The organism is Promicromonospora sp. MS192 (assembly GCF_049532985.1).
Lineage (GTDB): Bacteria > Actinomycetota > Actinomycetes > Actinomycetales > Cellulomonadaceae > Promicromonospora.
Window position 1 is genome coordinate 4,489,451 of record NZ_CP186693.1, and the last position, 13,781, is coordinate 4,503,231.

Annotated in this window: 10 protein-coding genes; 2 read left to right on the plus strand and 8 right to left on the minus strand. The window is 75.0% G+C overall.

Going from position 1 to position 13,781, the window contains the following annotated elements; translation table 11 throughout:
- Nucleotides 1-63: 63 nt before the first annotated feature.
- Both ACO229_RS20070 and ACO229_RS20075 read right to left on the minus strand, forming a co-directional pair.
- Nucleotides 64-1,812, minus strand: coding sequence for an RNA polymerase sigma factor (locus ACO229_RS20070; protein WP_397418135.1), 1,749 nt, complete (start codon nucleotides 1,810-1,812; stop codon nucleotides 64-66).
- Nucleotides 1,813-1,984: 172 nt separating this feature from the next.
- Nucleotides 1,985-2,899: a class I SAM-dependent methyltransferase gene (locus ACO229_RS20075; RefSeq protein ID WP_423462574.1), complete on the minus strand. Its 915-nt coding sequence runs from the start codon at nucleotides 2,897-2,899 to the stop codon at nucleotides 1,985-1,987.
- 74 nt (nucleotides 2,900-2,973) lie between these two features.
- Here ACO229_RS20075 and ACO229_RS20080 point away from each other — a divergent pair, with 74 nt between their 5' ends.
- Entirely contained in the window at nucleotides 2,974-3,561 is a 588-nt protein-coding gene (locus tag ACO229_RS20080; protein ID WP_397418128.1) for a TetR/AcrR family transcriptional regulator, read from the plus strand.
- A gap of 24 nt (nucleotides 3,562-3,585) precedes the next feature.
- Here ACO229_RS20080 and ACO229_RS20085 read toward each other — a convergent pair whose 3' ends face one another.
- From ACO229_RS20085 to nirB, 4 genes are all read right to left on the minus strand, one after another.
- Nucleotides 3,586-4,677 carry a uroporphyrinogen-III synthase gene (locus tag ACO229_RS20085; protein WP_397418191.1) on the minus strand — a complete coding sequence of 364 codons (1,092 nt, stop codon included), beginning with the start codon at nucleotides 4,675-4,677 and terminating at the stop codon, nucleotides 3,586-3,588.
- 52 nt (nucleotides 4,678-4,729) lie between these two features.
- Entirely contained in the window at nucleotides 4,730-5,503 is a 774-nt protein-coding gene (cobA, locus tag ACO229_RS20090; RefSeq protein ID WP_397418126.1) for a uroporphyrinogen-III C-methyltransferase, read from the minus strand.
- 83 nt (nucleotides 5,504-5,586) lie between these two features.
- Complete coding sequence (gene nirD, locus ACO229_RS20095; protein WP_397418123.1) at nucleotides 5,587-6,027, minus strand: nitrite reductase small subunit NirD; 441 nt, start codon at nucleotides 6,025-6,027, stop codon at nucleotides 5,587-5,589.
- Nucleotides 6,024-8,633: a nitrite reductase large subunit NirB gene (gene nirB / locus ACO229_RS20100; RefSeq protein WP_423462575.1), complete on the minus strand. Its 2,610-nt coding sequence runs from the start codon at nucleotides 8,631-8,633 to the stop codon at nucleotides 6,024-6,026. The genes nirD and nirB overlap by 4 nt, the downstream gene beginning before the upstream one ends.
- A 199-nt stretch (nucleotides 8,634-8,832) precedes the next feature.
- Here nirB and ACO229_RS20105 point away from each other — a divergent pair, with 199 nt between their 5' ends.
- Complete coding sequence (locus ACO229_RS20105) at nucleotides 8,833-9,633, plus strand: class I SAM-dependent methyltransferase (RefSeq protein ID WP_423462576.1); 801 nt, start codon at nucleotides 8,833-8,835, stop codon at nucleotides 9,631-9,633.
- A gap of 82 nt (nucleotides 9,634-9,715) precedes the next feature.
- Here the strand turns inward: ACO229_RS20105 and ACO229_RS20110 are convergent, their stop codons facing one another.
- Together ACO229_RS20110 and ACO229_RS20115 are read right to left on the minus strand one after the other, a co-directional pair.
- Nucleotides 9,716-11,377 (minus strand): FAD-dependent oxidoreductase, encoded by a 1,662-nt coding sequence (locus tag ACO229_RS20110; protein ID WP_423462577.1) that lies wholly within the window; start codon nucleotides 11,375-11,377, stop codon nucleotides 9,716-9,718.
- Nucleotides 11,374-13,743: a molybdopterin oxidoreductase family protein gene (locus tag ACO229_RS20115; protein ID WP_423465325.1), complete on the minus strand. Its 2,370-nt coding sequence runs from the start codon at nucleotides 13,741-13,743 to the stop codon at nucleotides 11,374-11,376. The genes ACO229_RS20110 and ACO229_RS20115 overlap by 4 nt, the downstream gene beginning before the upstream one ends.
- Between the last annotated feature and the right edge of the window lie 38 nt (nucleotides 13,744-13,781).

Here is a 13,781-nt window from a genome sequence, read left to right on the forward strand (position 1 = left end):
CGTGCGTGTGTGCTGTCATCGTCTCCACACACCCCGTGACGCGCAGGTCGGGGATTTCGTTGGTCACTCCCCGACGACGTAGTCGGCGTAGGCCTCCACCGCGAGGAACTGCCGCTCACCGTCCGAGCCGGGATCCAGCTCGGTCACCGCGTACAGGGTGTACGGCCCGTCGGGCAGGCCGGCACCGGGATCGGTGAGACAGGTCAGGTCGGGCTCGACCGGCACGACGACCGAGGTCTCGCCGTGCGCGCCGACGCGGAGCCGTTCCTCCGGTGCGGACCAGACGTCCTGCCCGACGCCGACCACCCGCCCCGCGCTCAACCAGACCAGCGTGACCGGTGTGCGCGTGGTGTCGACGGTCTCGCCCTCGGTCTCGGTGAACGTGACCGTCAGCTCGGACGGTGCGAGGGAGTCGCCGACCGCCTCCGCCGACATCTCCACGTCGTCCCGCACCCAGGACACGCGCGGCCCGGCCGGGATCGCCGACGCGTGGGCGCCGCACTCCAGGTCGGTGCCCGCCAGCCAGCCGGGCTGGTAGCCGTCGCGGATGTCCACGGTCAGCGGCTCCTCGGCCGGCACGTCGAGCTCCGGGACCTCCATCCTGACAGGCTCGCTGACGGCCATCCCGCTCGTGCCGTCGGGGTCGCTCCACGGCATGACCGCGTAGACGTCGTAGGTGCCGGCCGGACGCGCGTCGAGGAAGGTCTCCGCGATGGTGCCGACCGTCCAGTCGCCGCACGCCGTGGCCGCGGAGGCCTCGGCGAGGGCGTTTGCCGACCCACCGGCGTCGGGCAGCACGTACCCGCCCTCGTGCCAGCCGGCCCCGAGGTCGACCACCTGGCCGTCCTGCGCGAAGACCAGCATGGGGTAGCCGCCGTCGAGCGCAGGGCCCTCGGTGTCGGTCCGGGTGATCCGGACCGGCGCGGTCAGGCCGTACTCGCCGGTCTCCAGGCCCCCGGTCAGCTCCAGCACCACCGTGTCGGACGTCGACGTCAGCTCCGTCACCTCCATGCCGCACCGGTACCCGGGGCCGTGCTCGGTCCACTGGCTCGGCGCCCACCCGCCGACGGCCGCGGTCGACGTGTCCGGGCTCTTCGCCGGGAGCACGGGCTCCGACAGGAACCGTGCCGGCCCCCAGAGCGCCGCGACCGCCAGGAGTCCCGCCAGCACCGTCGCGGCACCACCGAGCGCACCCACCTTGACCGCACGACGCCGCCGCACCGCCCCCGCCACGGCGCCGAGCCGCTCGTCCAGGGCCGTGTCCATCTCGGGCACCGGCAGCTCCGCGAGCGACCCGCGCAGCACCTCCATCGCGTTCGACAGGTGCCGCTTGATGGTGCCGGGGCTCGTGCCGAGGGTCTGCGCGATCTGCGGCACCGTCATGTCCTCGAAGAACCGCAGCACCACCGACTCCCGCTGTCGGGGCGACAGCCGGGCGAGCGCCACCCCGACGTCGACCCGCGCCGTCGCGACGCGGTCGGCCGCGGGTGCTCGCTCCTCGTCGGCGAGCAGGTGCTTGATGCCGGTCCAGCTCGTGCTCCGGCGGTAGCCGTCCAGATAGATGGTCAGCATGGTGCGCCGCACGTAGGCCTCCGCGTTCGTGAGCCGGGGCTGGTCCTGGTCCAGGTCGACGACCTGCCCGCCGCCGGCCAGCTCCCGTGGCCGCCGCAGTCGCGAGAAGACCTTCACCAGTGCGTCCTGCACCAGGTCCTCGGCCTGTGCGCGGTCCCGCGTCAGCGAGTACGCGTAACCCACCAGTGCGCGGCTCCGCCGTGCCATGAGCTCCTCGAGCTCGCTCTCCCACTGCGCCATCGGTGACGCCCCCTCTCCGTCCTCATCCTTCCTGACGGGCGGGGAGGCGAGAACGATGATGCTCCGCCCGTGACCGGTCACCGGACGTCTGGACGGCTGACGCCCAGCACCGTGACGAACTGCGCTCGCCACGAGCGGAGGGCGCGGACCGTTGAGCCGGACGCCGGGAGGGTCAGCGTGTGCGGCGGACCGCCAGCAGGACGGTGGTGTGGCGCACGGTGAACGCGCCGCCGGTCACGGCCTCGTCGTGCTCCAGGGCGGACCGCACGCCGTCCAGGACGGCCTGCTGCACGTGGGCGGGCAGCAGGCCGAACCCGCCCGACGTCGGGACCTGGTCGAGCCACTCCTCGACGGTGTACCGGCGTTCCCAGACGTGCCGCCACCGCTGGGGCCGGCCGAACCCGCCCGCCTCGGACAGGCCCGCCTCGGCGCGATCGAGCATCGCCTCGTAGCCGTCCGCCGCCATGATCCCCGGGGCGTACATACCCGCTCCCGGGGTCCCCGCCATCTCGCGGGAGTACAGGGCGTGCAGCGCCGTGCGGAGCGTGGGCGGCAGGTCGGCCGCGTGCCAGAACAGCGCGAGCACGCCCTGGTCGCGCAGCACGCCGGCGGCCTGGGCGGCGCCCGCGACGGGGTCCACCCAGTGCCAGGTCATGCCGGAGACGACGGCGTCGAACCGGCGTCCGGCCGGGTCCCAGTCCTCGAACCGCGCCACCTCGACGTCCAGGCCGTGCCCCCGCGCGACGGCCGCCATGCGTTCGTCGGCCTCGACGCCGAGCACCTCGGCGCCCGCCGCGCGGAACGGCAGGGTGGACAGGCCGGTGCCCATGCCGACGTCGAGCAGGCGGACGGGCGCGGGCGGGCCGTCGCCTCCGGTCGATCCGGCCGCGACATCTGCTCGGGCGGGCCCGAGCGCGTCGCCCAGCCGGTTGTCGCCGGCGAGGTAGCCGAGAACGGCGTCCGCGACCGCGCGCGGCGTGACGGGACGCGAGCGGTCGTACCGGTCGGCATCGGCGCCGAACCCTTCGGCCGCGCCACGGTGCAGGTGGGAGCCGCGAACGCCGTCGGGTACGTTGGAAGTGGGCATGCGCCCACGCTAGTGGGCGAATGCCCACTCATGCAACACTGCCACAGCCCTACCCGACAGGAGAGAAGCCACCCATGCCCACCGGAGTAGCCCTCCAGGACCCGCGCGCCCAGCTCGTGGCCGCCGCCGAACGGCTGCTCACGACCGGCGGTGCCGCGGCGCTGACCAGCCGCGCCGTGACCGACGAGGCCGGCGTCGCCAAGGGTGTGCTGCACCGCCACTTCGCGGACTTCGACGACTTTCTCGCCGCGCTCGTGCGCGCCCGCATCCAGCAGGCCGACGACGCCGGCGAGCACCTCGTCGCCACCGCAGGCTCCGGCACGGTCGTCGGCAACGTGTCCGCGTACCTGACCGTGACGCTCGACCCCGTCGCGCTCGCCGTGGTGGCACTCGTCACCGCGCGCGACGAGCTGCGCCGCCGGCTGCGCGAGACCACACCCCAAGGGCTGCCGCTGCTCGTGGAGATCACCGCGGCGCTGGCGACCTATCTGACCGCCGAGCAGTCGTCCGGCCGCGTGGCGCCCGCCGCCGAACCTCGTTACCTCGCGATGACCGTGGTGGGCACCGGGCACCTGATGTTCGCCGGTGAGCTGGGCGCCCGGCCGGACGATGCCGCCGTCCGCGAGGTGGTCGAGTCGGTGCTGGTGGGCGCGCTCCGCTAGACGGCAGTCAGCGCCGGTGGCCGCTCAGGCCAGCTCGATGCGGTAGCCCCGCTTCACCACCGTGCGGATGAGGTCGCGGCGGCCCGCCGCCTCGCGCAGCCGCGCGATCGCGACCTCGGCGGCGTGCGTGTCCTGGGAGTCTCCCGGCAGGGCGGCCAGGACTTCCTCGCGCGAGACGACGTCGCCCTGCGCGGCGGCGAGCAGCCGGAGCACGGCCACGCCGGTCGGCGACAGGGGCAGCACCTGACCGTCGAGCACGGCGACGCGGGCACGGATCACCAGCGAGCCGGCGACGGTGCTCAGCGCGACGGACTCGATGTGCTCGTAGTGCCCCACCACGGCCCGCACGAGCGCGCCGAGCCGTCCGCGCTCGGGCTGCAGCGGCACGATCCCGCGGTGCTCCAGCGGCTTCGCCGTCACCGGCCCGACGGCGGCGGCGATAGTGCCGCCGTCCGTGAACCGGGCCCGCACCCGGTCCAGGACGCCCTCGTCCTCGACGGCGCTGATCCAGGCCTCGGCCCCGGGGGCGGAGGTGAAGACCACGGCGTCGATCTCGCCGTCGGCCACGGCGTGCGCCGAGTCGCGCACGACCGCGGGGTCGGGTGCGGGGCCCCACCGGTAGACGACCAGGCTCGCGACCTGCGCACCGGCCTTCTCGAACACCTCGTCCAGCCCGTCGGCGCCGGCCCCGTGGTGCTGGATGGCGATGCGCAGGCCCTGCACGCCCTCGCTGAGCAGCACCTCCGCGACCTCGGCGGACGTCTCGGACTCGGCCACCCAGTCCGCCTGGAGCCCGGCGGCCTGGATGGCGCCGCGGGCCTTGGGCCCGCGCGCGACGATGCGGGTGCCCGCCAGCAGGGCGAGGAGCGGTTCGGCCAGGCCGTGCGCGTCGGCGGCCTCGATCCAGGCGCGGAACCCGATCCCGGTGGTGACCACGACGACGTCGGGCGGCGCGGCCACGATGGCCCGCGTGGCCGCGATCAGCGTCTCGTCGTCGACGTGCGGGATCATGCTGAGCGCGGGGGCGTGGCGGATGGTGGCGCCGCGGCGCTCCAGGGCGGCCGCGAGCTCGCCGGCGCGTCGTTCGGCGGTGACGAGGACGGTGGCACCGGCCATGACCTGGCCCAGCGCCGGGCGCGTCGCCCGGGCGTGCGCGGGCGCTGCGAGATCAGACACCGGCACCTGCCAGACGTCGCTCACTCGTACCCTCCAGAAGCCCAGCCGCGGCCACGTGGCCGATGACCACGACCGCGGGGGACCGCACACCCCGGGCCGCCGCCACGGCGGCCGCCTCGTCGAGACGGGCCCGGGTGACGCGCTGCTCCGGAGTGGAGCCGTTCTCCACGATCGCCACGGGAGTTCCGGGATCGGCGCCTGCGGCCAGGGACTGCGCCACGATCGCGCCGAGGGACCGCACCCCCATCAGTACGACAAGCGTAGCCGTGCCGCCGGTCACGCAGGAGAGGGCGGCGGCGTCGAGCGGCCCCGACGGGTCCGGGTCCGCGGCCGCGGCGCAGTGGCCCGAGACCACGTGGAAGCCCGTGGTGACGCCCCGGTGGGTCAGCGGGATGCCGGCCAGCCCCGGCACGGCGACGGCGGACGTGATGCCCGGGACCACCTCGACCGGCACGCCCGCCGCCACGCAGGCGAGCACCTCCTCGCCGCCCCGGCCGAGCACGAACGGGTCGCCGCCCTTGAGCCGCACCACGTGCGCGCCCGCGAGCGCATGCTCCACGAGCAGCTCGTTGATGCGCTCCTGCGGCACGGGGTGCCGGCCCGGCTCCTTGCCGACGTCGACCACACGCACGTGCGGCGGCAGCTCGGCGAGGATCTCGACGGGACCGAGCCGGTCCGCCACGACGACGTCGGCCGCCTGCAACGCCCGCCACGCCCGCACGGTCAGCAGGTCGACCGCCCCGGGGCCACCCCCGACGAGCGTCACCCTCCCGATCGTTGAGTGCTGGCTTCTCGCCCCTGCAGCGGCCTCTGAGAGGGCGAGGATCCCGCACTCGACGGAGTCGGATGTCATGGCAGACCTACGTGGATCACGTCCTCGCGGACCTCGACCGGGTAGGTGAGCAGGTCCGGCGGGAGGTCGTCCTTCGGGGCCTTGTCCGCCAGGACCAGGCACGTGCCCGTGACCAGGGAGAAGACCTGCTTGTAGACCGGGGCCGCCACCGTGGGCTCGCCCGCGCGCGTACCGACGATCCCCCGTGACATGACGTTCGCGGCCGAGAACGGGTCCAGGTTCTGCACCGCGTAGACGCGCCCGGCGTGGACCCCGTACGCCGGGTCCTCGGGCAGGCGGAACAGGGCCACCTGGACGTCCCCGAACAGCGCCGCCGCACCACGCTCGGGGAACAGGTCGCCGAGCAGGCAGACCCGCTCCCACCGCACCACGCCCGGGCGGTCGGACCGCCCGGCCACCCCGGTGACCCGGGCGTCCGACACGTCGTTGACGGTCATGCGCGCACCTCCAGCTTCGGGCCCGCGATGACGACGCCCGCGGCACGCTCGGCCGACGTCGCCGGACGGCGCTGGCCGCGCTCGGTGACGTAGGCGAGCGACGGGTCGGCGTCCTTCGGGGCGTTGACGAACGACGAGAACCGGCGCAGCTTCTCCGGGTCCTCCAGCACGGCCTTCCACTCGTCCTCGTAGTTCTCGACGTGGCGGGCCATCGCGGCGTCCAGGTCGGCGCAGATGCCGAGCGAGTCCTCCATGATCACCTCGCGCACGCCGTCCAGGCCGCCGTCGACCTCCTCGATCCACGGCGCGGTGCGCTGCAGCCGGTCGGCGGTGCGCACGTAGTACATGAGGAACCGGTCGATGGTCCGCAGGAGCTCCTCGGACGTGAGGTCCTCGGCGAGCAGCCTGGCGTGCCGCGGCGTCTGGCCGCCGTTGCCGCCCACGTACACGTTCCAGCCCTTGTCGGTGGCGATGACGCCCACGTCCTTGCCGCGGGCCTCCGCGCACTCGCGGGCGCAGCCGGACACGCCCATCTTGAGCTTGTGCGGCGAACGCAGGCCGCGGTAGCGCAGCTCCAGCTCGACGGCCATGCCCACGGAGTCCTGCACGCCGTACCGGCACCACGTGGACCCGACGCACGACTTCACGGTGCGCAGCGACTTGCCGTAGGCGTGCCCGGACTCGAACCCGGCGTCGACCAGGCGGCGCCAGATGTCGGGGAGCTGCTCCACGCGGGCGCCGAACATGTCGATGCGCTGGCCTCCCGTGATCTTCGTGTAGAGGCCGAAGTCGCGCGCGACCTCGCCCACCACGATGAGCCCCTCGGGCGTGACCTCGCCGCCCGGCATGCGGGGCACCACGGAGTACGTGCCGTCCTTCTGCAGGTTGGCCAGCATGTGGTCGTTGGTGTCCTGGAGCGTGGACTGCTCGCCGGCGAGGATGTGCCCGTTGCCGAGCGACGCCAGGATCGAGGCGACCACGGGCTTGCAGATGTCGCAGCCGCGGCCCTTGGCGGCGCCGTCCGGACCGCTCCCGAACCGCTCCACGATGTCGCTGTACGAGTGCAGGTCCGCGACCCGGACGGCGTCGAAGAGCTGGGCGCGGGACATCTCGAAGTGCTCGCACAGGGCCGTGCTGACCTCGATGCCGGCCCGCTCCAGCTCGGTGTCCACGAGCTTCTTGACCAGCGGCAGGCAGGCGCCGCAGGTGGTGCCGGCGCGGGTGCAGGCCTTCACGCCCGGCACGTCGGTGCACTGGTGCTCGGTGACGGCACCGCGGATGGTGCCTGCCGACACGCTGTTGCAGGAGCACACGTTGGCGTCGTCGGGCAGCTCCAGGCCCGGGGCGCCCCCGCCGCCCTCCGGCAGGAGGAACGCGCTCGGGTCGTCACCGGGCAGCTCCGCGCCGAGCATCGGGCGCAGGCTGGCGTACGGCGCGGCGTCGCCCACGAACACGCCGCCCAGCAGGGTGCGCGCGTCGTCGGACAGGACGAGCTTCTTGTAGACGCCGGCCACCGGGTCTGCCCAGACCACCTCGACGGCGTCCTCGGTGCGGGCGTGCGCGTCGCCGAAGGAGGCGACGTCCACCCCGGACAGCTTGAGCTTGGTCGCGGTGTCCGCACCCGGGAACTCCGCCTGACCGCCGAGCAGCCGGTCCACGACCACCTCGGCCATCGTGTTGCCGGGCGCCACGAGGCCGATGCACCGCCCCTCGATGCAGGCCACCTCGCCCACGGCCCACACGTGCGGGTCCTCGGTGCGGCACGACAGGTCCACGACGGCGCCGCCGCGCTCGCCGATCTCCAGCCCGGCGGCCCGGGCGAGCTCGTCGCGGGGCCGCACGCCGGTCGCCACGACGACGACGTCGACGTCGAGCCGGCCGCCGTCCGCGAAGTCGAGCCGGCCCACGTGGCCGGTGCGGCGGTGCGGCCGCATCTGGCTGGTCGCGGTCTCGGCGCGGACGCCGATGCCCTTGCCGTTGATCAGACGCTTGAGCGCCTGGCCGCCGCCCAGATCCACCTGGACGCCCATCAGGTGCGTACCGAACTCGATCACGGTGGCCTGGGCGTCCAGCGCGGTCAGGGCGCCGGCCGCCTCCAGGCCGAGCAGGCCGCCGCCGATGACTGCGCCGCGCACCGGCTTGCCCGCCGGGTGGCTGCGGCGCTTCTCCTCGACCCAGCCGCGCAGAGCCGCGACGTCGTCGATGGTGCGGTAGACGAAGACGCCGGGCAGGTCGTTGCCGGGGATGGGCGGCATGGCGGCGCTGGAGCCGGTGGCGAGGACCAGCTCGTCGTACGGGTGCACGTGACCGAGGCGGTCCGTGACGGTGCGTGCCTCTCGGTCGATCGACTCGATCTTCCGATCGGTGTACAGGGTGACCAGCGGGTCGGCCCACAGGGCCGGGTCACCCAGGGCGATGCCGTCGGGGCCCTCGTCGAACCAGCGGGTCAGACCCACCCGGTCGTAGGGCGCGCGGGGTTCCTCCGCGAAGACGGTGACACGGTAGCGACCGGCGTCGTCCCGGGCGCGCAGCGCCTCGACGAGCCGCTGAGCGACCATGCCGCCGCCGATCACGACGAGGTGCTGAGGGGTGCCGGAGTTGACCATGTCTTGACCGTAGGTCGCGGGTTTTTCGCGCTGGTGCGCCGGTGGTTACCCGGGCCGAACATCTTCCTCACAGGGCTGGTGGCGGCCCGGTGAGCGGGGCGGTCGTAGCGCGGCGAGCGCGGGTCTGGTTGCGGTATGCGGGCTCGAAGCGCCACCAGGTCCGCGCTCACCCGTCGGGCAGGCCGCTAGCGTGGGCGGCGTGGACATCCGGACCGTGTCGAATCCCCTGGTGCGGGCGGGCGGACGCTGGCTGCACCGGGTCAACCAGCGGCACCCCTGGAGCCACAACGACCACTTCCACGGCTGGATCCTGCGGCGGCTCCCGGCCCGGCGACGGCGCGCGCTCGACGTCGGCTGCGGCAAGGGGCTCCTGCTGAGCCGGCTGCGCGGCCGGTTCGGCGAGGTGCTGGGGGTCGACGCCGACGCCGCGATGGCCGCCGTCGCCGCGAACCGGTTCGCCGGCGACCCGTCGGTGACCGTGCGGCACGCCCGGTTCGAGGAGGTCGGCGGCAGGTTCGACGTGATCACCATGGTCGCTGTGCTGCACCACCTGCCGCTGGAGCCCGCGCTCCGGCACGCCGCCGAGCTGCTCGCGCCCGGCGGCCGGCTGCTCGTCGTCGGCCTCGCCCGCGCCGACACCCTGGCCGACCTGGCCTGGGACGTTCCGTCGTCGCTGCTGAACCCCCTGGTCGGGCTGATCCGGCATCCGCGGCCGGTCCGGGGACCTGCGGACGACGGCGGCCCGGCCGACCGGGCCGGCGACGCACCGGCCGACTGTGCACCGACCGGCTGTGCACCGACCGGCGGCGCACCGACCGGCGGCGCACCGACCGGCTCTGCACCGGCCGGCGGCACCGACGGTGATCCGCCGATGCCCGTCCGCGACGCCGAGGCGACGTTCGCGGAGATCTCCCGGGCCGCCCGCGAGATCCTGCCCGGCGCTCGCCTGCGCCGCCGTCTCTTCTTCCGCCACACGCTGGAGTGGACGCGCCCAGCATGAAAGTGCGCTTCTACCCAGTCATCCCGCCCGGACGGAGCTCGATCCCGGGCGAGATGACTGGGTAGAAGCGCACCTCGCACGGCTACGCCGGTTCCGGGACGGACCGTTCCGGTGCCCGGAGCCAGTCGACCAGCCCGCACACGGCGTCCTTGCACGAGCCGCAGCCCGTCGTCGCGCGGGTCTCGCGGGTGACGTCCTCCACGGTGTGCGCGCCCGCCGCGCACGCGGAGCCGATGTCCCCCTTGGTCACGCCGTTGCACCGGCACACCACGGCGTCGTCGGGCATGTGCTCGGGGGACGACGCCGGGGCCGCCGCGGCCATCACGGGCGTCAGCAGCAGGAACGCCGGGTCCTGCGGCACGGGCGTGCGCCGCGTGTAGGCAGCCGTGAGGTCGGCGGCCACCCGCGGGTCGCCCACGCACGTGGCGCCCACGAGCACGCCGTCCGCCACCACCACCTCGACGTACCGCCCGGCGCGCGGGTCGGCCAGGCGCACCGCACGCTGTGCGCCGCCGTCGGGCCGCACCGGCCCGCAGACCCCCATCGTGGTGACGCTGAGCGGGCCACCCTTGACCTTGACCACGTCGGTGCCACGCGTGTCGATCCCGCGCTCCGACTGCGCACGCGTGGTGGCGCCGCTGGTCAGCAGGGCACCGAGCCGCACCGCCATGCTGGGCTGCGCGTCGTCGCGCGGGACACGCAGGTGCGGCCCGGCCGACCGGCCGAGCACGACCGCGGCCGGCTCGACGACGGGTTCCACCAGCGACACCAGCTTCTCCGCCAGCCGCCGGGCCTGGTCCCACCCCTCGGCGACGAGCCCGCGCGACCCGCCCGGCGGCTGCGCGCAGTCGCCGATCGCGTGCACCCGTGGGTCGTCGGGGCTGGTCAGGTCGTGACCCACCACGACGCCCCGGTCGGTCGACAGCCCGGCCGCAGCGGCGAGCCCGGTCTCCGGCACGGTGCCGATCGAGAACACCACGAGCCGCGCGGCGACCACCTCCTCGTGCGGTTCCGCCCCCGGATCGTCCGGCCCGGCGCCGGTCCGTCTCCGCACCCGGACGCCGACGGCGCGGCCGCCCGCCACGAGCACCTCGCTGGACAGCCGGTCCGGCAGCACGGTCACGCCCTGCGCCTCCAGCCCCGCGCGGACCACGTCCGCCGCCTCGGGGTCGAGCTGCCGCTCCATCAGGGAGCCCGTGTGGTGCACGAGGGTCACGTTCAGCCCTCGCCCCGCCAGCCCGACGGCGGCCTCCAGCCCCAGCACGCCCCCGCCCACCACGACGGCGCGGGGTGCGTTGACCGTAGCTGCCACGATCTCGCGCGCGTCGTCGAGGGTGCGCAGGGCGTGCACGCCCGCGGGCAGGCCGCCGTCGGCGCCGCGCAGGCCCGGGATGGGCGGGATGCGGGCCGCGGCACCGGTCGCGAGCACCAGGTGGTCGTACGGGTGCGAGGCCCCGTCGTCGGCGGTGACCACCCGCGACGCCCGGTCCACCGACACGGCGGACACGCCCCGGCGCACGGTGACGCGGGCGCCGTCGGGCAGGGGCATCGTGATGGCGGCGACGTCGGTGCGTCCGGCCACGACGTCGCTGAGCAGCACGCGGTTGTAGGGCTCGTACGGCTCGCTGCCGAGCACGGTCACGTCGAACGCCTCGGGCTCGCGGCGCAGCAGCTCGTCGACGAGCCGTGACCCGACCATCCCGAAGCCGACCACGACCACCTTCACGGGGACACGCAGGTTCATGTCGACAGCTCCTTCTCGCTGGGGCGCGGGCGGGCTTGCTCGGACACGGTCCGCTCGGGGACCGGCTCCGCCTCGGCCTGGTCGCTCGACGGCACGGCCGCGACGTCGACCGCGCAGACCTTGAACTCGGGCATCCCGGAGATCGGGTCGGTGGCGTCCGTCGTCACCTGGTTGACCGAGCCGATGCCGCTCCAGTGGAACGGCATGAAGACCGTGTCGGGGCGCACGGCGTCGGTCCAGCGGGCGGTCGCCTCGACCCGGCCGCGCGCGCTGGTGAGGCGCACGCGGGCGCCGTCGGGCAGGCCGAGCCGGAAGCCGAGCACCGGGTGCAGCTCGACGTACGGCTCCGCGACCAGACGCTCCAGCTCCGCGACGCGGTGCGTCTGCGCACCTGACTGGTAGTGCTGCAGCACCCGCCCGGTGACCAGGTAGAACGGGGCGCCGGGCCGCACCTCGTCGCTCGGGCCCACATGGTCGACGGCGACCATGCGCGCCCGGCCGTCGGGCGTCGCGAACCGGTCGAGGAACAGGCGGGGCGTACCCGGGTGCTCGTGCGTGCCAGAGGCGCCGGCCGGATAGGCCGGGACCGCGACACCGCCGGGCCCGGCCCGGCCCGGTACCTCGGCAGGGCCGGCCGGGACCGGCCAGAACAGGCCCGGCCCGCCCGACGCCTCGTCCGCGTCGAGGCGGGCGTGGGACAGGCCCGAGTAGTCCGCCGGACCGCCCGCGGAGGCCCGGGCGAGCTCGTCGAACACCACGGCGGGATCGGTCGGGAAGGCCGGCGTCGCGGGGCCGCCGAGGCGCCGCGCCAGCTCCGCGAGGATCCACAGCTCGGACCGGGCCTCGCCGGGCGGCCGCACGACGGCCCGCCGGCGGATGACCCGGCCCTCCAGCGACGTCATGGTGCCCTCCTCCTCGGCCCACTGGGTCACGGGGAGCACGACGTCGGCCAGGAGCGCCGTCTCGCTCGGCACGAAGTCGCACACCACGAGCAGGTCGAGGCTCTTGAGCCGCTCGATGACGCCGCCCGCGTTCGGCGCGCTCACCACGACGTTGGACCCGTGCACCAGCAGTGCCCGCGGTCCGCCCGGCGTGCCCAGGGAACGCAGGAGCCGTACCGCCGGGACCCCGGCGCCGGGCAGCGTCTCCGGGTCCACGCCCCAGACGGCGGCGACGTGCGCACGGGCTGCCGGGTCGTCGATCTTGCGGTAGCCGGGGAGCTGGTCCGCCTTCTGCCCGTGCTCCCGGCCGCCCTGCCCGTTGCCCTGCCCGGTGATCGCGCCGTACCCGGAGCCGACCCGGCCGGGCAGCCCCAGCGCGAGGGCGAGGTTGATCGCCGCGGTGACGGTGGCCGTGCCCTGCGTGGACTGCTCGACACCGCGGCCGGTCAGCACGTACGCCCCGGAGCCGCCGTGCACCGGTGCGGCCGCGGCCAGCAGCCGGGCCACGCGGCGCAGCTCGGTCGCGGGCACGCCCGAGACGGACTCGACCCGTTCCGGCCACCAGCCGGCCACGGACCGGGCGACGTCGTCGAACCCGGTGGTGCGCTCGGCGAGGTAGGCCCGGTCGGCGAGCCCCTCGGCCAGCACCACGTGCAGCAGCCCGAGCAGTACCGCGAGGTCCGTGCCGGGCACGGGTGCCAGGTGCACACCCTGGGCAGGCTGCTCCGACGCCGGGTCGTCCGCGAGCCGGGCCGTCGCGGACCGCCGCGGGTCGACGACGACGAGCCCGCCCGCGGCGCGCGCGCCGGCGAGGTGCTGCACGGCCGGAGGCATGGTCTCGGCGAGGTTCGACCCGAGGAGCAGCACGGCCTGGGCCCCACCGAGGTCGGCCAGCGGGAACGGCAGCCCCCGGTCGACGCCGAACGACCGGTTCATGCCGGCGGCCGCCGACGCCATGCAGAAGCGGCCGTTGTAGTCGATGTTGGGGGTGTGCAGCACGGTCCGCGCGAACTTGCCGAGCGCGTACGCCTTCTCGTTGGTCAGCCCGCCCCCGCCGAACACGGCCACCGACTGCGGCCCGTGCTCGGCCCGGAGCTGCGCCAGGCGGTCCGCCACCAGGTCGAGGGCGGCCGCCCAGGGGACGGGCACCAGCGGATCGCCCGAGTCCCCTGGCTCGCCGCGGGAAGCTGCCGGGTCGATCCCCTGGACCGAGCCGGCCAGCAGCGAGCGGCGGACGAGCGGCGTGACGATGCGGTCGGTCGCCCCCAGGACCGCCGCCGACGTCCAGCCCTTCTGGCAGAGCCCGCCCCGGTTCGTCGGGAAGTCGCGCGGCCGTACCTCGGGCGCCGCGCCCGCCGCACCCGCAGGTGCGTCGGGCGCGGCTGCACCTGTGCCGGCCCCAGCCGGGCGCGGCGTCAGCGACATCCCGCACTGGAGCGCGCAGTACGGGCAGTGCGAGTCGA

Excerpts from the sequence above, each read along its gene's own strand:
- ACO229_RS20070 (WP_397418135.1), bottom strand. The coding sequence starts at position 1,812 with ATGGCGCAGTGGGAGAGCGAGCTCGAGGAGCTCATGGCACGGCGGAGC.
- ACO229_RS20075 (WP_423462574.1), bottom strand. The coding sequence starts at position 2,899 with ATGCCCACTTCCAACGTACCCGACGGCGTTCGCGGCTCCCACCTGCAC.
- ACO229_RS20080 (WP_397418128.1), top strand. The coding sequence starts at position 2,974 with ATGCCCACCGGAGTAGCCCTCCAGGACCCGCGCGCCCAGCTCGTGGCC.
- ACO229_RS20085 (WP_397418191.1), bottom strand. The coding sequence starts at position 4,677 with ATGGCCGGTGCCACCGTCCTCGTCACCGCCGAACGACGCGCCGGCGAG.
- nirD (WP_397418123.1), bottom strand. The coding sequence starts at position 6,027 with ATGACCGTCAACGACGTGTCGGACGCCCGGGTCACCGGGGTGGCCGGG.
- nirB (WP_423462575.1), bottom strand. The coding sequence starts at position 8,633 with ATGGTCAACTCCGGCACCCCTCAGCACCTCGTCGTGATCGGCGGCGGC.
- ACO229_RS20110 (WP_423462577.1), bottom strand. The coding sequence starts at position 11,377 with ATGAACCTGCGTGTCCCCGTGAAGGTGGTCGTGGTCGGCTTCGGGATG.
- ACO229_RS20115 (WP_423465325.1), bottom strand. The coding sequence starts at position 13,743 with ATGTCGCTGACGCCGCGCCCGGCTGGGGCCGGCACAGGTGCAGCCGCG.